The sequence below is a fragment of the Collinsella sp. HCP3S3_E11 genome (assembly GCF_052067375.1).
Classification (GTDB): Bacteria; Actinomycetota; Coriobacteriia; order Coriobacteriales; family Coriobacteriaceae; genus Collinsella.
In genome coordinates, this window is sequence record NZ_JBQHQI010000001.1 from 279,564 (window position 1) to 300,773 (window position 21,210).

At 54.0% G+C, this 21,210-nt stretch carries 11 protein-coding genes; 3 read left to right on the top strand and 8 right to left on the bottom strand.

The features are described from left to right. Positions 1-12 precede the first annotated feature (12 nt). Positions 13-2,457 carry a DUF2357 domain-containing protein gene (locus ACTM86_RS01175; RefSeq protein ID WP_441015040.1) on the top strand — a complete coding sequence of 815 codons (2,445 nt, stop codon included), beginning with the start codon at positions 13-15 and terminating at the stop codon, positions 2,455-2,457. 174 nt (positions 2,458-2,631) lie between these two features. Here ACTM86_RS01175 and ACTM86_RS01180 read toward each other — a convergent pair whose 3' ends face one another. From ACTM86_RS01180 to ACTM86_RS01210, 7 genes are all read right to left on the bottom strand, one after another. Beyond that, the gene (locus ACTM86_RS01180) at positions 2,632-3,846 is read right to left on the bottom strand and encodes a type II restriction endonuclease (protein ID WP_441015042.1); all 1,215 of its coding nucleotides are present in this window, start codon (positions 3,844-3,846) and stop codon (positions 2,632-2,634) included. Next, complete coding sequence (gene dcm, locus ACTM86_RS01185) at positions 3,824-4,999, bottom strand: DNA (cytosine-5-)-methyltransferase (RefSeq protein WP_427727144.1); 1,176 nt, start codon at positions 4,997-4,999, stop codon at positions 3,824-3,826. Before dcm ends, ACTM86_RS01180 begins: the two co-directional genes overlap by 23 nt. Before the next feature lie 235 nt (positions 5,000-5,234). Then, positions 5,235-7,088: a DrmB family protein gene (gene drmB / locus ACTM86_RS01190; protein WP_427727142.1), complete on the bottom strand. Its 1,854-nt coding sequence runs from the start codon at positions 7,086-7,088 to the stop codon at positions 5,235-5,237. Beyond that, positions 7,081-10,371: a helicase-related protein gene (locus ACTM86_RS01195; RefSeq protein ID WP_427727140.1), complete on the bottom strand. Its 3,291-nt coding sequence runs from the start codon at positions 10,369-10,371 to the stop codon at positions 7,081-7,083. Before ACTM86_RS01195 ends, drmB begins: the two co-directional genes overlap by 8 nt. A gap of 13 nt (positions 10,372-10,384) precedes the next feature. Beyond that, on the bottom strand, positions 10,385-13,093 hold the full coding sequence (locus ACTM86_RS01200; protein ID WP_441036893.1) for a DISARM anti-phage system protein DrmE domain-containing protein: 2,709 nt from the start codon (positions 13,091-13,093) through the stop codon (positions 10,385-10,387). A gap of 621 nt (positions 13,094-13,714) precedes the next feature. Continuing rightward, positions 13,715-14,449 (bottom strand): exonuclease domain-containing protein, encoded by a 735-nt coding sequence (locus ACTM86_RS01205; RefSeq protein WP_441015050.1) that lies wholly within the window; start codon positions 14,447-14,449, stop codon positions 13,715-13,717. A 931-nt stretch (positions 14,450-15,380) separates the two neighbouring features. Next, positions 15,381-16,775 carry a uracil-xanthine permease family protein gene (locus ACTM86_RS01210; RefSeq protein WP_441015052.1) on the bottom strand — a complete coding sequence of 465 codons (1,395 nt, stop codon included), beginning with the start codon at positions 16,773-16,775 and terminating at the stop codon, positions 15,381-15,383. A 351-nt stretch (positions 16,776-17,126) separates the two neighbouring features. Here ACTM86_RS01210 and ACTM86_RS01215 point away from each other — a divergent pair, with 351 nt between their 5' ends. After that, on the top strand, positions 17,127-17,783 hold the full coding sequence (locus ACTM86_RS01215; RefSeq protein WP_441015054.1) for a helix-turn-helix transcriptional regulator: 657 nt from the start codon (positions 17,127-17,129) through the stop codon (positions 17,781-17,783). A 245-nt stretch (positions 17,784-18,028) separates the two neighbouring features. Here ACTM86_RS01215 and ACTM86_RS01220 read toward each other — a convergent pair whose 3' ends face one another. Next, positions 18,029-18,406: a RidA family protein gene (locus tag ACTM86_RS01220; protein WP_154514683.1), complete on the bottom strand. Its 378-nt coding sequence runs from the start codon at positions 18,404-18,406 to the stop codon at positions 18,029-18,031. A gap of 299 nt (positions 18,407-18,705) precedes the next feature. Here ACTM86_RS01220 and ACTM86_RS01225 point away from each other — a divergent pair, with 299 nt between their 5' ends. Next, entirely contained in the window at positions 18,706-21,201 is a 2,496-nt protein-coding gene (locus ACTM86_RS01225) for a DUF3656 domain-containing U32 family peptidase (protein WP_441015056.1), read from the top strand. The last annotated feature ends 9 nt before the right edge of the window (positions 21,202-21,210 follow it).

Below are 21,210 nucleotides of genomic sequence, written 5' to 3' on the forward strand. Positions count from 1 at the left end.
AGGACACCTGGCTTGGGTGAAATAGACTACAGCGCGGCGATCGTCGACCGCGCCCAGTATGAGCTGTCACTGTTTACCGACTGCAACCTGGGCGCAGTCAAGATAATGCTGCGTATTAACGAGGACGAGCACCAGTGGCGCTGCATCATGCCGGAGCAGGCTGGCAGCAGCTATATTTATAGACTGGTCCCCACCAATGAGAATAACAATTGGAGACCGTTCTCGGATACCTACGGATTTGCCACCGTCGAAGCCCGCATTCATTCGTGCCAACGCCTGTTTGAGCCGTTCGCTGTAAAGACAAAAGAAATCCCTTGTTCCAGCACCATAAGCAACCAACGTCAGTATGTCGTGAAATTGTTGGATGAACTTGCCGGACAGGAGCTTGCCACGCCTATCGGGTGGATGCTATCGGCAGGAAACACGCAGGACAGCGACTCTCTTGGCGATGCGGAGGGTTCTGAGGCGAATAGCCTTCAATCGTTCGTTTTGCTCACCGAGACGATCCTTGCTGGTATTGAAGCAGAGCTTCCCAACTTTAAAACACGACCATGCACCAAAACCGATCGCTCGGAGCAGCTCGTCGCTTCCGAAAAGCTGCGACAAATCGGTCGAAACGAAATCGAATGGCTTTACAAAAACCCCGACAGGCTGTTCCCGGTGCGCCAGAACACCGCCATCCGCATGCAGGGACGCAACTGGTATAGCCGCAAAATTCAAACGAAGCAGACCGTCCGCTCGTGCGACACGTACGAGAACAGGGCCGTCGTTTCTTTTATCTCGCATGTTTCCCGCACGCTCGCGCAGGTAATTGCGGGCATCAATCAAAAGCTGGATGCCCTTCAAGAAGCGAAAAACAGGCTGTCTGGGATACAGGGCACCGAGGGGCACCTCATTCCCGTCATGATTATCGATGCGCAGATTGAACGCGACCAGCCTTTGCTGTCAAAGCTCCAAGCACAGAGAACTCGTGCACAGCGCTTTTATAGGCTCCTTTCCGAAGCCATGCCGGCCGCCGTTTCCAACACGTTCCAGATGCCTCGCAAAACCAAGATCTTCCAGGAAATACCCCATTACGCGCGCCTTTTTCAGCTCATGCGCGCGTGGGACGCTTTTGGTGAATTTGATTTTGCGCGCGAAGGTCTCATCTTGAGCATGCATCGCGTCTCGCGCCTTTACGAGCTGTACTCGCTCGCCTCTCTGCTCCGTTGGTTTGACTGCCAGGGATATACACCGGACAGTTCGTACGCAGCTCCCTTTGAGCGAGTTGAGCGAACTCAGGAATACGGGATGCCCAACAACGAACGAGAAGTCGCAAACGTCTACCGCCTGCAGCGTGGAAGCGAACGGGTCACGCTGTGGTATCAGCCCGTGCTCTATGGAAACGACCGAGAATTCGCCGGCCTTGGCGCGCATCGCCTGCTCGCAAATGATTTGTTTGATCAGCAGCCAAGTGACTCCTACTGGACGCCCGATTTTGCCCTGAGCTTCAAAGATGCCGACCAAAATTCGCTGTTTTTACTCGATTCCAAGTTCACGTCTGTCGAGAATGCAAAAGAGCAACGCTTCAATCCCTGCATCAACAAATACCGTTTTCAAACCATTCGTTCCAACGGCATGCCCATCGATAGCGTGTGGCTCCTTTGCGGACAGGCACCCGAGGCAGCTTGCGTCCCAACAGGAGCAATGTCCTGGGCCCGCCAGCAGGGCATCCCCCCTATCGGAGGACTGGCGGCGCTCTCGCCCTTTGGAAACTCTATTGACCAGATGATGCAGTGTCTGGGAATTGCGAAGGGCGCTACGATCGAGAATGTCATGCAGGCTGCCGAGAACGTTGTTGAGGTAAGCCCTGAGCCGCAATGGGAACCGTTTGCTGCAACTACGGCGATGCCGGAGAATCCGGCGGCGCCTGTTCAGGTCGAAATTGAACAAGTGGTGGAGCCTGATCCTGCAGAGCCTGTGCGCGAACCGGAACCGGAACCCGAGGAGTCCATCGAGGTCTCGGCGGTCGTTGAAGCCGAGCCTGTGGTAGAGGCAACCGATGCGGTCAAGGCGCCCGCGGAGGAAGCTGGCGCAGCCAATCCCGCTGAGCCCGACAAGCCCGCAAACCCCAAAAAGGAGAAGAAGCGCAAGCCGAAAAGCAAGGCCAAGCCAAAGCGCCCCGCTGGGCCGGCAATAGACACTGCCGAAGTTCGACGGATGCTGCTCCAGATTATCGACGGGACGCCTGACAGACGTGCGCTTTACGACCAGCGGTGCTCATTCGACACCTTGGGTATTAGCCATCCGCTGCTTCGCGACAAAATACCAGCGGGCCGCGAAGGCAAGTTCTACGATGTAGAGCCCATCACCGTTGACGGAAAGGACGCTTTTATCTTTAAGGCCTGGACGCCGATGAATGTGAATCAGATCAAACGCGCCTGCGCCCGATTGGCTAAGGAGCAGGCTGGGGATTGACGACTTGTTTGAAGGCCTAATGGCAGGGAGAGGATGCGTACCATTCGTGACTACAATCTACAACGTTCCATTAGCCAACAGTGAGCAGTGTATGTAATTACCGCAGTACTACCCAACACATTGCCCTTCGCGTAAAACTTATGAGTACGGTCAAGCAAGCGAACGGCACACAAACTATTCGCTTGCTTGTTTTTCCTCAAGCATCTCGCAAAGCTCGCTTACGCTCATCAACCATTTTTGTTGTTCGGCAGTATATGAAGCAAAAACGGGACGAGGCACAACTAGTTGCAGATTGTGTTCGCGCATCGAATCCGTGTACTCCGTGCTAACCGCAGCATCGAGCGTAATTAGGTGCTTATGATCAATTCGATTTGCCTCTTCGAGAACCTGACGCCAACGCTCTTTTATTGTCGTCTTTGCCCCAAGCATCGTCAGCCGCTCTACCGGAAAACAGGCATCTCTGTACGCCTCAATGGACGGCATAATGAAATCCGGCTTCGATTTACCCTCAGTGTAGGGCTGAGCGGTATAACGAATGCCCCTTCCTTTAAACAGAAACTCGAGCTGGTGTTCAAACGCCGCACCTGCTCGCGACTTCCTTCGCTGAAATGTTGACATCGTTATTCGAAGTACCGCGTCAACATCCAGCACTCCCCTCATATAGGGAGTGAGGTCATTTTCAAGTAAGTACCTTTCGAATACCTTGAATAGAATCTCTTCTCGTTCATAGCAATCGAGTAAGCACTGGTCAGGAAATTCCCTCCAGTCAAGATCGCCAAGCGTCGAAGCAGAATACCTTGTGAAGTCGATTCCTTTGGGAAACGAGTCGCCGAACTTTTCGATCATATCGTCCAGATATGACTCGGCAGAAGCAGGTAAGGCAACCTCAACACCAATTGCCTCGAGAATAGATGCCGCAATCGATCCGATTCTAATGTCATCGGTCGTTGACCGCGAGAATCTGCCACTAGAGACATCCTCTAAACCAAACAGCCACCTCAGTTGACTTTCGGCATTTGATCCTCGACTCGCGAACACAACCAAAAGACCGTGCTCATCAGAAATCGCCATGATCATTAGGTCGTCGATATGGGCGGCCTTAATTGCGTCATTGTCATTGTAGTAAAGCCTGTATTCAGTCCTAGTAGGATGCTTCCTGCGAGCGTCATACCAAGTTGTGAAGCCATGGTCAAACAGTGGGTTAGCATCGTCGCACAGATAAGCAAAGGTCGTCGGTATGCCCCTGATATCATTATCGCCAAAGAGCGATCGAAGCTCAGCGGTACCATTGAATTCGTGCTGATTGCTTACTTTCCCGTCGATATCAACCGCGACCAGCCTCTTTGCGACTGCGCCATCAAAGTAGCTACTCAGTACACCGTAATCCATCGAAATAAGCCTCCATCATTACCTTGGCAACCGCCCGCACTGCTGGAACAGTAACGGAGTTTCCGAATTGATGATATGCCTGCGTGTCAGACACCGGAATGATGAATTGATCGGGAAAGCCCTGGAGCCTTGCGCATTCACGCGGAGTGAGCTTGCGGGGATTGACTCCCTCGCCACGAGAAATAAGAATTTCGCTACCGTCCTTATGATATCGCGCTGAAAGGGTACGTGTGGTGTCGTCGGGGCCCACTGTGCTATAGCCAAATCCATTGCCAGCCGCCTGATGCTTTTTCTTATAAGCACGCAAATAGTCCCATAACTTATCCGACAAAATGTATCGATTATCTGGGCTGTCTTCAAGGATCTCCTTAACAGTATGACCACCAGACCCCATATCAAGCTGATTCCAGTCAAATGGAGTCTTTTTCTTGAAGCCGACAATATAGATGCGCTCACGGTGTTGGCAAGTCCAATTTTTACTGTCGAGCACTTTGTAATGGACGTCATAACCCAGTTCATCTTCAAGCGTCTGCATAATAATCTTGAAGGTTTTGCCATGGTCATGGCTCGTTAAATTCTTAACGTTCTCAAGCAGGAAAGCCTCCGGCTTCTTATCGCGCAGGATCCGAGCAACTTCAAAGAATAAAGTACCCTGAGTTTTGTCTTCGAATCCCGTCGCCCTGCCCATAGATTTCTTTTTTGACACACCTGCAAGCGAAAAGGGCTGACACGGAAAGCCTGCTAGCAGCACATTAAAACTCGGAATGTCTTCCGAGCGGACCTCGTGAATATCTCCCGCAGGGGTGTCCCCGTAATTCATTCGATAGGTCTTCTGCGCGAACTTATCCCACTCGCAAGAGAAAACGCACCTGCCGCCCAATTCTTGAAAAGGCATGCGTATGCCACCGATGCCCGCAAAGAGGTCAATATAAGTAAAGGGGGCGTCCTTGCGATCGCCTTGTGCAAATGGAGCCTTATGGCCAAAAGAGCGAATAAAAGCCAGCTCAGCTGCAGAAGGACAAGATTCTCCCGTCTCCCACCGGCGCACAGTTCTATCACCATTTGGCCCCATCCCAAGGGCAGCGGCGAACTCTTTTTGAGTTAACGCAAGCTCTTTACGCTTTGCAGTTATCTCCCCTTTTACGTCTAACATGCTATCCAATCGGAATAAACTGCGGACGACTTGTCCGCTAATTGACACAGCGAATCACTAGCTTAAGGCGTATCACAACGCATGGCAATAGTGACAGCATGACAGTAAATTAAATGCGCATGCGGACATATTTAGCCGAATAGTCTTTATGACCTTCAATTAACTAGTGGGCCAGCTTTCGCTAGCCCACTAGTTAAACAGGCGTTTGAGCAGTCTGTTTCCTGTTCCAATTTCCTCAAAGGGCATTGTAAAGATCAGCACTAAATAAACCAGTCGTCGGCATGTCGAACGTACCTACGATTAGAGCCCTATCGAGAAACCTGTTGCCGTTTTCGCAGGCGGTTTCCGGAACAAGTGCACAGTTATAACAAGCTGCCAGATTACAGGAGTCAAGCCCTTGGCCCCGCGATTCAATACAGACAGGATCATCTGAACACCAAGTAGCTTTCTGCATGGAATTGTTTAGAATCTCTTCGAACCTACCCGGCTCCCCGGATCTGACCAAGCCGCCCAGGGAACCATCTCCCGACGCGGACGCAGTGTAGATTAGAACGCCGTGCATGTCCTCGAACTCCTCGGCGCCATCCTCTAGGTACGCTTGGCAATACACTCTTTCACGAAGAGATGCGGCGGAATAACCGCAGACTTCGCTGATACCCAACAAAACTATGTGAGAAAAAGTGTGAATGGCGACGAACAGGGGATTGATCTCCCTAGGCTTAGCATTACGACTTTTTATCGCGTTATTAAGGTTTTCCTGCATTACCTCGATTCTGGCAGCAACCTCGGGCCGCGCACACCACTCTTCCAAAACGCTCTGGTCGAATTCGACAAACACTCCCTCACCAACGGTTTGGTTTGCAAGCGTCCAGTCAAGTCGTTTTCTCGAAAGCTCTCTTCGCCTTTCCTCCATACTCTTCAGATCGTTGTATTCAGGGTTCAATCTGGTGAACCCAACGAGAGCCCGGGTTACGGTCAAAGTGTCTATCAGGGATACACCCGCTATGTAGTTACGGATTAGCGGCGACTCGTATTCATTGGGGTTAACGGCACGACCGACAAATTCCCCACTCTTCCTAATTTTAGGATCTCGCAGCGTCAGATACTCGTCATGAAGATACTCAATCTCGGATTGTCCAGAGTCCCCTTCAGTTTTCTTTCGTTGATAAGCCAGACGCAAGTCTTCCGGGTCGACTCCGCCCATGCTTGCAATTAACGATAACGCTGCGTCCAAATCACCTTTTCGATCGAACTCGAGCATCGTAGTAAACTGCTCATCAGCAACTTTCTTCACCCGCTCATCCAATGCATCGGGGATGAGCACCGAGCTGACCACATCGGGATAACATACGTTCGTTGCGCCCATAATAACGACGCGCAGGTCTTTCCCGTCGCAAGAACATTGTTGTTTGGAAATACGATTAAGCCATGGCTGCCTGCCGCTGCAGTGATAACCAATCTTGTTCAGTCCTTCTGGTCTATTAGCTCCGTGGAGCGATTTACGAGCTCCGCAAGTGCACTGATAGACGATATCGCCCATGGTCGTACTTCCGCCCATGGTCCTTCTGCTTACAACATGTTCTCTTGATTTCGGATCAATGTCTGTTCCGTTATGCACCCACTGCATAACGGGAAAATTATCGATATGGCCATGTGGACACACGACGACAAAACGCTCTGGAATGAGCTTAATATCGCGCTTAAATTTTTTTGAACAAGCCTCACATCGAATCTGTGTACTTACATTGGTCGACTCTTTGTATTGCATTTGACCGCATCGTGGGCAATACAACCAGTTGGGAAAACGAAGCGCTGGGACGAAACCGCCGTGGTGCCCGTCATCAACTGGAGGCGCATACAACCTATTTACTCCAACGTATCTTTTCAGCCTTGAATCTGCAATTGTCTCCAGGTTCCCCTTGTTTACCTGTTGCTCATAAGCATCAAGGCCGGCAATCATTACCGTAGTATTGGCATCGCACGGGTATATTGCGCCAACGCTATACGGCCCGAACATCTGGCCCATGCGAAGCGAATAACTTTTTCCTCTTCCCTGTTTGCGAGTATTTCCAGCATTGAACCTAGGCATTACATTCCGCCTCCCTCTCGTTATATTCGCCATATGAGCCTACAATCCGCAGCTTGCATTGAGCGTCAACGCTTCTCATCGAAGTCGGAACATCAAACGTTCCCCCGCTCCATGCATCGCTCGTCTTGCTTCCCGAAGGATGCATAAGCGGAGTCGGCGGATCAAGATTATCCGGCTTAAGTTCGAACCATCGGTCATAGTCACTCTCTTGCCAAATGGCGCGAATGGCTTCTATATCCTGTTTGGCACCAGCAAGCTCATGAGGGTCAACCTTTTCGATTCGAGATAGTATCGTTTCCGCCGCAAGTGAAAAAGCCCTTTCCTCGGGGCTTCGGAACGCCTCGGAATCTTCTTCATCCACCGACCGATAAATACCGATCAAGGTTCCGAACAGAGCACGATCGCGGACCTGTCTACAAAATGAGGTGACGCTAGATGGCTCAACGTTTTGATAAAACCCATTGTGATACATTGCAAAATTCTCGTAATGCGAACGATCGCGTGGCTTCGTAGCACTATAAACAACAAACACAATGCCCTTGGCCTTACCGCGGCCAACACGACTACTTGCCTGAATGTATTCTGCCGTTGTCTTGGGCTGGCCCTCGACAACCATCAGCCCAAGACGCCCGACATCCAAGCCTACAGAAATCATATTAGTCGCAAAACAAAGGTCAACAGCCTTACTCGAAGGATATGAAATAGTGAGGCTGTCTAAGCCCTTTCTCACCTCGTCGGCATCCTTACGTCCCGTCAGCTCTTTCGCCACGTTGATATACCGCACGGATTTATCGCCAACTCGCTCCGCACGCATCTTGTGTTCGTGAAGTCGTTCCGGAATATCACCGCCCATCCAAGTGACGGCTTGTCCAAGTTCTCTCGTTGTTCCATAGTAGCCAACGATGGTCCAATAAGGATCTTTTTGTTCATCAGTAACATCATTCCATGTTGCAGGCTCCCAAAGAAGGTCTGCATAGAGGCGTATATTTGCTGAAGCAGCATTCAATGTCGGGATAAACAAACCAGCATATCGGCGACCTCGAGCTTCCTTGTCTTCATAGGAAAAGAAAGAGTCGTCGTAGTCTATTCCTGAAGGCGGAAACTGAAATACCTTGTCTTCCCCACAGGCATATAACTGATTGCACTGCTCTTTAGCCCTGCCAACCGTCGCTGTCGAAGCAACGACTTTTGGCAAAATCTTGGAAGAGTCGTCCGTACGCTCGCAAAGCGCAGAAACAAGGGTTTCGTAATGGCCCGCCATCGACCCTAACGGCCCAGATATTAAATGTAACTCATCCTGGATGATCAGTTTGGGAGGACGACCCCTTCTGCCGTTGTGAATTCCGAACAAAGCAAAGGCTTCGTGACGGTAGGGCAGCATTGCGAACTTATCAATTGTTCCGACAAGAAGTGATGGCGGGTTTTGATAAATCTCCTCATCGACGACATCCAAAGGCAGTCCGTCGCCTTTCGAATAACCGCATTCAGGATTCGAGCAGACAAACAATAGCTTTTTTGTCCGCCTTTGACGCACATAAGATGCCCTGCGGTCGTCTTCAAAACTACTCCCACACCAAGGGCACTTGCGCACTGGAAATGGATTAAGGCCTTCGTTTCTATCAACATAAGCCTGCCTCTTTTTCTCAGCTTCGTCACGCTTATTCGGACTTGCATCACCACCAACCCATAATCCAATTCTGAACTCGCGACCACCGAGTAGCTCGGGCTCCTTGCGCCTCATCGCTTCAAGAGAGCAGATAAGGGAAGAGGCGCGATCGAATTGTTGTGAAGTCAGAAGACGTAAGGTATACCGCATAAACACGGTGACGCCTTCACTCTCATTATGCGACAGACGCTCCCAAATTAGCACGAATGCTGTAAGCCCCAGATACGCCTCCGTTTTACCGCCACCAGTTGGGAACCAGATCAAGTCGACGACTTTCCTGTCTTCGCATGTCTCATCCACCATCGATCTGATATTCATCAAAATAAAGGCCAGCTGAAAGGGCCTCCAACTACGCGTGTATCCAAGGGGCTCATCAAGGCTGCCACGCTCTCCCGAGACAACGCTATAATGCAAGAACTGTTCATACATGGCCTCGTTGGCCATTATGAACGCTTTTTTTGCTATGTCATCCGTTTCCAACGTGCCGAGGCCCTCTTCAATACGATTAAGGCAGATTTCACACTGAGCCAAGTTATCCCACGCTGCCGCTCGATAGCATTCCGATAGCCCTTCAGCCTTGCCCCTCACTTCTGCAATCCACTGACCATATTTCTTGCATAAAAGCTGAATCGACTTGACAGTGTCATCCCAATGGTCAGGATTGCCAAAATCTTCAATCGATAGGGTCACGTTTTCCATAGACGGGTGAATTGGCTTCATTGAGCGCGTTTCGGCAGTTGGAATAATCTGAGTTTCAGCCCATAATACAGGCCGATTATCATCCCAACGAGTTGCACACCCATGCCCTATCGCATAGTTTCGAATATTGCGATAGATAAGTCGTTTTGTCGCTTCTTCCGCTGATGCAACATCATTTGCCTGATTCCATACCGGCGGAATAAGGCCGCTGCTAGAGCTAATTCTTAAATAAGTTTGGTAATAACACTTGAGATCATCGTCGGACCGATTGCCCGTTGCGTTGTCCGTATTACATACAGCCACCGTGAGCACTACGCCGCCGGAAATAGCACGACGGTAAACGAGCCATAGCTCGAGATGCTCTTTCCCCAACCTGTAAACGCGCTTGACATCATCATGACGTCCGCTTGGAATTGCAAGGTCTCCCGATTTGAAAACAAAGTGCACGGGAACGCGTTTAAAATGGCTCTTGTCGTCGGCTTTGATTCGGACATATTTTGCGCAACGGATATCGGCCGACAGGACGTCTCCCGGCCGAACTGCCACGGTCATGCTAATGGCAGACTGTGCACGTGCGTTAGATAGCGCGACCGGCTCTTCATAGTCCTCGTCGGGTAAAGCCTCGCCCACATCTGAGGCATCCGCTATATCTGGCAAGCCACCGTCGCGAGCAGGGCCCTCATTGCGTTCATCCAGAGCCGTGTCCGGTTCTCTGCCGGCGCTCTCCCCTTGGGCGACATCAACGTGAGCGCCCCTTGGGTGCAAGACTCCAGCATGATACCGACCCGCCGGAGAATCACGCTCGTCAAGTATTTCTTCAGAGTCTGGGTCCATCGGCCCAACAAACTCCTCATGCACAGACTTATACAGACGGTTCCTGAGCTCTTCATCAATAGTGTCATCGAATTTTGTATTCATCTAAAAGCACTCCCTACAAAACGTCAACACGACTAATCGCCACGTCCTTTTGATCGCCAACGCAAGCCACTCTGAGCAGCTCGATATCGCCTGCCTCATGTCGCTCGTCGAAACCGGCAACCGCGCTATCTAGGCCATATTTAGCTAAATCGCGAATAAACGCTGCAACCATATCTTTCGCCGCAATTCTGCCGACCGCGCGGTGCTTGTTCCTGATGGCAGAGACAGCATGCTCGATAGAATTTAATTCTTCGTCGGTTATCGAAAAACCAAGCGCAACAAATATCGCCCGCACGTCCTCTTTCGCTTGCGGTGCAATATTCCTCCCTCTCACCCAAGCTCGGACTGCGCTTTTCGTTCGCGTTTCCGACACCTCTGAGTAAATCCTGTCTATTATTTCGGCATCTGTGTATCCAGCCATACGTGCGTCCTTAATTGGTTCACGCCATTTATGCGCCACAGCCAGCACGTTGTCGTAGTTTTCTGTGGACCTTTCAGATTCCCTTTTTATATACGACTTATCCGAATGAGTTCGCAAAACCACGTCCCCCGGAAGAAGAGCCGAAGCGGATTTCTGATCGGGCTCTGCACTTTTTCCAGCAAGACAATTGCTGATAACAAGAAGACGGCCACCCTTCCTACCCGAAGTTTTGGCTCTAAGCCAAACGTGAGTTCCATCATGAAACAACACCGGCGTTGCGAGAACTGATTCTTCTCCGTCTTTTGCAATGTCTTTGCTTATTCTCTTTTCCTCTAATTTACTAACGAAAGACGATGGCTGTTCTCCGCAAATAACTTCAGTTTCAACCGGTACACCTGCCCGTCTTGACGGCAAGACTCTATTTATTCTCTTAAGCGGCGAAACGTCCAATGCATCCAATGTCTTATCCGATATTTTGAGACAACGGTTCGTCATTTCATTCCATTGCAAGCGGGCATTTGTCCGCCAACCAACTTCTAGTCCACCGTTTCCATCTTCATATCCATAGAGAACAAGATAGACATTGTTCGCCAAACCGGCATGAAGGGCCTTGACCATAGTCCCCTTGTCATACCATCCGCTAAAAATAACTCGATCCTGGCTGCCGAGATATTTTCCTCGCAGATAGTCTCTTACCGCAATCACTTTAAATTGCTTCGCGCTATATCCGTTTAGCTCAAGTTCCTTTGCCCAATAAGCATAGACTTCGTCAACCCGATTTCTGTCAACAACAAGAATGGTAGACAAGTCATCCTCAATGCCGTCGACAATTAAATCGTATATGACCTGTTCTTTTGGCATTCGATGTCCCGCTCTAAATACATCAGTTAAAATGCCGCATGCCTCAACGAGCAGATTGTAATCAGGGAGCATCAAAACTCTCGAGTCTTCGATCAATTCACGCGCGGAGTTGATAATGTCACACTGCAAATCGCTGTATTTTTTGTCAGGCGCTTCCGTCATTCGAATTGCAGACCCCAAAACAACATAGATGTCTTGGATTGCCCCGAGGACATCGTCGTCATCCACATCAATGCCGCCCAATGTGTTATATACGATCTCGGCCGCACGCGTTAAGCCCGCCCGTTCATCGGGCACCGGATACACAATTTCATGAGGCTTATCAAGAACCCTGCGCTGGATATCGGACAGAACTGGGTCATCTGACAACAGCGCGGCATTGCAGTCATCCCAGTCAAATAGCAGAAAGCCCTGATCGCCAAGCTGACGCAAACGATCCATAGTCCAACGATCACAGAAGCCTATAGCCTCAATTCCACAATCTTTTAAATCTAAGATGTCGCTTAGAAGTGTTGTGTTCATCAAATCGGGAGTAGAAATGTTCAGGGACACAAATTCAACGGGAAGCGATTCATCCATAGAGATGTCGATTATTTGAGAAATGCTACCTACTCCGTCTACCCGCGGACCAATATAAATGGATGGAGTGCATGCAAAAGGCCATTTAAAGCCACAGTGCTCCTCGCCGTTTTGGTCAACGTAAACCACTGGCATTGCTTCATTCAGGTCGTCTTCCCGGCCCCCTATACGCACTTTGCCTTTACAGATGGCAGTCGGTGCATCATTCGCGTATTGGGATGGAGAGGTAACGTAACCAACTGGTTGAACGGTTCTGCCACATTGATTCAAAATGTCTCTGAGTGTTGGGGCAAGCGACTGATAGAGCTCTTCTTCTCTACGCCATGAATTGCGCTTGCGTTTTTTCGTGCTTCGCGTCAACGAGAGTTCCGCGGCAGCGGAAGCGTTGTGGGCAAGTGGAAACTCCCTCACCTCTCTGCTGAGGCCAAGCGATTCATCTTGAGAAGAAAATCTGACTGTTTTTTCGTCAATCGAGGTAATCTTGACGACACAGTTTCCGATCGCGACCTTATCGCCAACCTGAACCTTATGAAGTCCTTGGCGAGGCTCACCAGTCATCAAGTTCTCCAGCGCCGCCAAGAGCACAATAGCGATGGCTTCTCTTTCAAAATCAGGGCAGCTGACAATAAGGCCCGGGCATCCCTTTGTTCGAGCCCTGCGCAGCAAAGACAAGTTCGCCCGCGTGATCGACGTAATTTCAACCTCACCCATATTTGGGAAAGAGAAATGGATATCATTTCCTACGCAAGAATGAGAGTTAAATAGATCAGCGAATGACGCCCTTTGACTACTGTTCACAATACCCTCGTTATCTTGGCCATTCTGTTGTTTGGCCACCTGAAATGAAGCCAGCAACCCCATAACCTTGTCTTGAATTATATTCGGTTTCGTGATTTTTATTGCCAAACTCGGCATATTAACGATGAGCGGTATCTATTCTCTCGCCGCAGGTACAGCGCAAATTGTTGAACAACAATTCGGGTTTACGAATCAAACACAGTCCGATATATTGCACCTAGACACCTAGAGTATGAGACGCTCAAAATGCGGTCGCCTCTCATTCGAATAGCTTAGTTGCAAACGAGCTTTCCGATCTAGCACTTCAACATTTCGAAGACCGCTGATGAAGAATGGAGCAGAAGGAGCAGCTTCTTGCATGCCTGTTTTCTTACCGGCTTGTACATCATCCCGTGCATCAGAAAATTTCGGTTGAGTTCGCCTTCGATATCGCGATTGAAGTTGTTTGCATTGTGGAAAAAGTAATCATAGGCAGTTAGGCAATTATTAAGCCAAATCAGAGACATTGCATCACTTTCAAGGCAATCAACACCCCGCTTCGCTTTTTCTAAAGCGGCTTTGCCATTTCGCCTCCTTTCCCCCTTGGGTATCTCAAGTATATTGCACCAGCAGCTCGTACGGCTCATTTTGATCTGACCTTGCTCCACGCCGAATTTGATGCAGAGTTAGGTCTCCACAATCTACCTACCTCCCCTCTGCCTTCAGCTTCAGCAGCAGGTCGCCCAGCTCGGGGCACTTGCTGGAAAGGTGCGTCTCGGCTCGCTCGCCCATCCCCCACCGTTGGCGGACTTCCTGGGCGCGCGGGCTCACGTGGTAGTCCCCGTCCATCACCTGCTTGAGCAGCTTGGCGGTCACGCGCGCATCGGCAAGGGCGCTGTGGGCATGGCCCGTCGACTCGTCGAACTCAATGCCAAACCACATCGCCGCGTCGCCCAACGAAACGCGCCCATGGCTGCCCACGTCCATGATCGAGGTGTAAAACGCCTGCAGGTCGGCCCAGTCCGTAGGAAATGCGGAAAGGTCGATGTGCTTTGCCTGGCACTCGGTCAAAAGCTGTCGACGGTCCGTCCCGCTCCAGCAAACCACCTGGGCGGAGTAGCGACCGATCCAATCGCTGAGCCTTTTGATCACCACATAGAGCGGATCGGCCATCGCGGTGTCCACGGCCGATATCCCCGTAAGCTCGCGGACGGGAAACGCAACGCCTTCGGTAAATTCCGTCTGCACAAACTGCGAGAACTCGCCCATAACGTTGCCGTGGTAATCGAGCTTAACGGCGCCGACCTCGATAATCTCATTGCGCAGTCCACGTCGCTGGCGCTGCTTTGGCACCGGCGCAAACTCAAAGTCCAGCACGATCTGGCGCGCAAAGTTCGTCGTATCGATAGCCGAGATACCCGGCGTCTTTTCAGCTGACACGGTTAGGGCCTTTCTCCGTTGCCTGCCGCTTGCTACATAGGCGGCTACATTGCCGTAAGGATAGGCGCTCGTGCGGACATGAAAGCGGGGCGCAATACCATGCGCCAAGCACACGCCATGCAGGCGGCCCCAAGGGAGTCGCCCGCTCTATTCAAATGCATGAAAAAGATTGAGGCCCGGTGACTTGAATCAGAGGTCATCCCGGGCCCATCAGAGCTCGTGAAGCTCCTGGCCGCTTTGGTCTCGCTCCTCACGGCGCTTATCGGACTTACCGAGGCACTCAAGCAGTGTTCGAAGCACAAAAAGAGGGGTCGACGCCGTTAAGGCATTGACCCCTTGATCAAAGCAACGGCGCTGCCCAGCTATCACCCTTGGGCTGCCGTCAACTTTATTCTATCCGCGGGCGCTTGGTTTAACAAATGGATTTTCGGCAACGAGGCCTCGGCGCCCGTTCCTGCGTTCGCTCAACTCGTCGCTCTACTCCAGCCACCACTCAACATCCACGGAGCACTCAACCGCAAATGCTAAAGACCGCGCGATCGGGCAAAGACCCGTCACCAACAACACAGGACGGTCCCTCAGCTTCCTTTACGTTATAGCTAGCTATAACGTAATTCGACAATCGCTCACGCAGAAGGGGCGGCACGCCACCGCACGTGGACCGTTCCGGAAGCTCCGGGGCAAATCCACCCTGCGAGCGCTTGTCGAACTTTCCGAGGCACTCAAGCAGCGTCCGAAGCATAAAAAGAGGGGTCGACGCCGTTAAGGCATCGACCCCTTAATCTAAACAACGGCGCTGCCCAGTTCTTCACCACTTGGGCTGCCGTCAGCCTTATTTTACCCACGGGACAAACCCTTTGAAGTGCGGCTTGGCGCCGCATGACGTCGGCGGACGAGGCGATACGTCCGCCGACGAATAGCACCGAATTGGTTACTTCTTGCTCTCGGGCAAGACCAGATCCACGGCAGCGTCCTTGGCGGCATCGATGTGCTGAGCCACGACCGGCGTCTGCGGGAGGATCAGGTTAAGGACAATGGCCATGATGGCGGTGGGGGTTACGGCATTGGAGCCGATGACGGTGGACACCCAGGCGGGCATACCCTCGCCGGCAAGGCAACCGCTGGCCATCCAGATACCCAGGCCAAAGACGACGGAGGTGCCGACGATGGTGGTGGTGCGCTGCGTGAGGCCCTCGCGGGTGAACATGCGCACGCCGTTCATGGTGATGGTGCCAAAGACGCCGACGGTCGCGCCGCCGATGACGGGCTGCGGGATAGCGGAGAGCACGGCAGAGAGCTGCGGGAACAGGCCGGCGATGGCAAAGACGGACGCGATGATCACAAAGACCCACTTGTTGACGACCTTGTTGGAGCAGATGATGCCCACGTTCTGGCCAAGGGCGCTGGTGGGAAGACCGCCCAGCAGGCCGCCGACCATAGAGGTGAGGCCCTGAGACACGATAGCGCCGGAGAGCTCGCGCTCGGTGGGCATGCGGTCGATGGAGCCCAGGCAGGCGGCGGAGACATCGCCGATAACCTGGATGGCAACCATGGGGAACACGACGGCGAGGGTAATGCAGACCTCGGGATCAAACTCGAGTGCGTAGGGCATGAGCTTGGGAAGGGCGAAGACCTGAGCGGTGGCGACGCTAGAGAAGTCGATCATGCCAAAGGGGATGGAGACGATCATGCCAACGATCATGCCAAAGAACACAGATCCCAGCTTGAACGTACCCTTGCCAAAGTTGGCAAGCGCGAAGACCACGGCGAAGGTGATAAGAGCGACGCACCAGGCCTGCGGGGTGCCCCACAGCGGCGTGCCCATACCGCCGGCCATATACTTGACGGCCGTGGGATACAGGGAGACGCCGATGGAGAAGATGACCGTACCGGTCACGACGGGCGGGAACAGCCACTTAATCTTGCTGTAGGCCAGACCAAAGAGGACCGCGACGGCACCGCCGACAATCTCGCCGCCCAGCAGCGCACCAAAGCTAAAGCCCGAAGCACCCATAGCCTGCAGGGCCGGCAGGAACGCGAACGAGACGCCCATGACGATGGGCAGGCCGCCGCCGATGCGACGGAAGGGAGCGAAGGCCTGAAGGGCCGTGTCGATTGCCGAAAGAATGAGCGCCACCTGAATGATGTCGGTGCTCTGCTGGCTGTTAAAGCCGTAGACGCCGGCCATGATGACCGCCGGGGTAATGATGCCGGCAAACGATGCCAGTACGTGCTGAAGGGCACACGGAATCATTTCCTTAACGGGCGGCATGCCTTCGCGAGTGAACAGGGCTTCAGTGCCGTTCGTAACCGTCTCCTGGGCCATTTGACCACCAATCCTCGAAGTAGTTGTTTTCGCATCTAGCGCTCTATTGTGACGCAGTGCGGGGTTGAGGTTGTGCCTTCGGTGAATATCGTATTAAAGAATTTTCTCATTCTCAATAATAATTTTTTGTTATCAGACTATTTTTCAGCTGAGACAACGCATTTCCGAAGGTCAGGAAAGTGTCTGGTCAAAATAACATCTAACATTTCTTTTGGTCGACCGCTTACCGCCAAAATCCTACCGTTCGTCTGTATTACGCAATGTACCTGCGAATATACGAGTCAATAGACACCGTGTTACCATGAGAAAAAATTGTTATGAAACTTCCGATTTCATCCAAAGGAGTTGCCCGTGAACGAGACTGTACGTCGCTTTTTGCCGATGGTCGATTTCCTGGAGCAGATACTCGGCAAAAACAGCGAAATCGTGCTGCACGATTTCTCGGATCCCGACCACGCCATCGTCGATATCCGCAACGGCATCGTGAGCGGCCGCAAGGTCGGCGGTCCCGCCACCGATTTGGCACTCAAGATCATGCACGATCCCAAGTATCGCGACCTGCCGTTTATTACGGGCTACGAGGGGCGCGGTGCCGGTGGCAAGACATTGGAATCCGCAACGTACTTTATTCGCGAGGATAACGAGATCGTCGGCATGCTCTGCGTCAACACCGATCTTTCCACGGTACGCTCCATCAACGCCATGGCTCAGCAGCTCATGGCCTGCTTCGACGCTGTGCCAAGGCAGGCGGAGCCCGCGTCTATCGAGGTCGAAATTCTTTCGGAGTCTACACAGGAGCTCATCGACCGCAGCATTTCCGAATTGCTCGAAAGCCGCGGCCAGGATGTCGCCTCGCTTGGGCAGGCCGATCGCGTGGACGTTATTCGCCACCTTAACGGCAACGGCGTATTTATGCTCAAGGGCGCTGTTGCCTGCGCTGCCACCTCGCTGGGCATCTCGGAGCCCAGCGTCTACCGCTACCTGCAAAAAGTTCGCAAGGAGGGCTAACGAGCAAAATGGAGCGCGGGCAGTCTTTTTGGGACGGGGCTATTTTAGCTACCCTCCCTCTGCCCACGATTTCGATGAGCCGCAAGTAAAATCAATCCTGCATATAGGGGTAGCTAAAATGGCCCCGTCCCAAAAAGACTGACCTTGGTGGCTCCGCAAGCGATCCGTCACATGACAAAAGAACCCTGCAGCTCACACGCGCTGCAGGGTCTTTTTGCATGTCATGTTTAGTTGTTGCCAACGCCTTAGAGAGCGGCGACGACCTCGATCTCGACCAGACCGCCAGCCGGAAGAGCGGCAACCTGGAAAGCGCTGCGCGCGGGGAACGGGGCCTCAAACTTGGAGGCATAAATCTCGTTCACGGCGGCAAAGTCGGCGATGTCAGCCAGGTAGACCGTGGTCTTGACGACATCGGCAAACGTAGCGCCGGCAGCGGTCAGCAGGGCCTCGACGTTGGCGAGGGACTGCTTGGCCTGGGCCTCGATGCCCTCGGGCAGCTTGCCGGTTGCGGGATCGATGCCCAGCTGGCCGGACAGGAACACCATGTTGCCGGACTGGATACCGGGGGAATACGGGCCGATGGCTGCGGGCGCGTTATCGGAAGACACGACGGTCTTGCTCATGTTTTTCTCCTTACGATCAAATAGAGAGCGTGAGCGCGGCGTTCGCACCGGGAGGCACAGTTCGGTCTGAACACCGCGCTTGATTGGGATAGTAGGGGATGATTTTGCCCGATGCAAGATAATTATCAGATTGCGATAATATTTTATCGCCCAACGGTTTCGCCGAACCGCTGAACGGTTCTCCACGGGGTCAGCCAGCCCAGGCTACTGAAGACTTTGTCCTGCTTAGAATGCGGGCATCGCCCATCGCGACGGTGCCACTATACTTTTGAATATCTGAGCATTTTGAAAGGCAGGATATGACCGCAACCGCCAGCCGAACCACCAACCGCAGGCCCGAGCTTCTGGCCCCCGCCGGAGGCCCGGAGCCCTTTGCCGCCGCGCTCGCCGCCGGGGCAGACGCCATCTACTGCGGCATGGGCAGCTTCAACGCCCGCCGCAAGGCCACCAACTTTACCGATGAGGCCTTTGAGCAGGCCTGCCGCGCCGCGCACCTGGCCGGCTCGCGCGTCTACGTCACGGTCAACATCGTCATCAAGCAGTCCGAGATGAGCGATGCACTGCAGCTCATCCACCGCTGCTCCACGCTGGGCGCCGACGCCTTTATCATCCAGGACTGGGGCCTGTTCTTTGAGGTCAAGCGCACCATGCCCGGCATCGAGACCCATATCTCGACCCAGGCGAACATCCACGATGACCGCGGAACCATCTGGTGCCGCGAGCAGGGCGCCGACCGCGTGACCCTCTCGCGCGAGCTCTCCATCGACGAGATCGCCGCCATCCACGACGCCGCGCCCGACGTTGACCTGGAGGTCTTTAGCCACGGCGCCATCTGCTTTTGCTACTCGGGCCTGTGCCTGCTCTCGAGCTTTGCCATGGCGGGCCGCTCGGCCAACCGCGGCATGTGCGCTCAGCCCTGCCGTCTGCCCTACGAGCTGATCGACGAGAACGGCCACTCGCTCTCCCCTGCCGGTCGCGAGCGCGCGCTATGCCCGCGCGACACCAACACTTCACAGCTTGTTCGCCGCCTGTATGACGCCGGCGCCGCATCGCTCAAGCTCGAGGGCCGCATGAAGGCGCCCGATTACGTGTACTCCATTGTCGATGTGTATCGTCATCAGATCGATGACATGCTGGCCGGGGCCGTCGTAGATAAGGACGAGGACGCCGCTCGCCAGCGCCAACTCAAGCGCTGCTTTAACCGCGACTTTACGCACGCCTATCAGGACGGCACCTCGGGCGACGAGATGATGAGCTACGAGCGCTCCAACAACCGCGGCCAGATCGTGGGCACGGTGCTGGGCAGCCGTCTGGCCAACCGCGACGTGCGCGGGCTCAAACCCGACGACCGTCGTCGCCGCGCCGCCATCGCCCGCATTGAGCTGTTTGAGCCCGTGGGCAAGGGCGACCTGTTGGAGCTTCGTCACGACGACGAGTTCGACCAGTTCCTGACTACCATCGCCGCCGATGATGCCGCCGCCGGCGACATCATCGAGTGCCGCGTTCCCCGTAGTATGCCCGAGGGCTGCCGCGTGCGTGTGATTCGCAGCCAGCGCGCCATTGACGCTGCCGGCGCTGCGCTCAAGCGCGATGTGCTACGCCGCCGCGCCGTAGACGTGTCCGTCGCGGCGCGTCTGGGCGAGCCGTTTACCGTCACGCTCACCTGCTGCGACGACCCCACGCTCACCGCCACCGCCACCGGCTTTACCGTCGAGGCCGCCAAGACCCGCGCCGTCGAGGCATCCGATCTGGTGGAGCACGTCGGGCGTATGGGCTCCTCGCCCTTTGAGGCCGCGAGCTTTGATGTGACGCTCGATGAGGGCTGTGGCATGGGCTTCTCCGCTGTGCACAAGGTGCGCGCCGCCGCTTGCAAGGCGCTCGAGGAGGCCATTCTGGCGCCTTACGAGGAGCGCGCCCACACGCTCGAGCTGCCGGCGATTGTCACCAGTGATTCCCGCCCCGCGCCCGAGCACTACCGCGATGAGCCGCAGATCTGCGCCACCGTCACCTCGCTCGACGCCGCCGAGGCAGCGCGCGCGGAGGGAGCCGCGCGCATCTACATGACCACCGACGCGCTCGATGCGGCCGAGCTCTCCCCCGCCGATGCGTTTGAGCAGGGTATTGTTCCCGTGCTCGATGAGGTCTGCCGCGCCGTCGACCACGCGCGCGTCGACCCGTGGGTTGTTGCCGGTGCCACGGTCGCTATTGGCAACATCTCTGAGCTTGCCCTGGCCGCCCAGGTTGGTGCCACGGCCGAGATTCGCTCTTGCCTGCCCGTGCACAACACGCCTTGCATGGAGGCACTCTCCAAGCGCGGAGCCGGGGCGTTTTGGCTCTCGCCCGAGATCACGCTCGACGAGATTATCTCGCTTGGTACCTCCGCGCCCGCGGCCCTGGGCATCACCGTTTTCGGCCGCCCGCGCGTTATGACGAGCGAGCACTGCATCCTGCAGGTGGCCAATGGCTGCATCCACGATTGTGCCAACTGCCGTCTGCGCGCCCGCAAGCTTTCGCTCAAGAATATCGACGGCAAGGTCATGCCGGTGCGTACCGATATCCACGGCCGCTCGCGCCTGTACGACGCCTACCCCATCGACCTCACACCGCAGGTTCCACAGCTGCTCGACGCCGGCGTGCGCCGTCTCATGGTCGACGGAACCCTGCTCGAGGCCGATGAGATTGGCCGCGCCGTCGCACGCGTCCGTCGCGCCGTCGAGGCCGCGCAGGCCGGCCGTAAGCCCGCCGCCCGCCTGCGCGGCGCCACTTCGGGCTGCATGTTTGTGGGAATTAGCTAACCGAAAGGC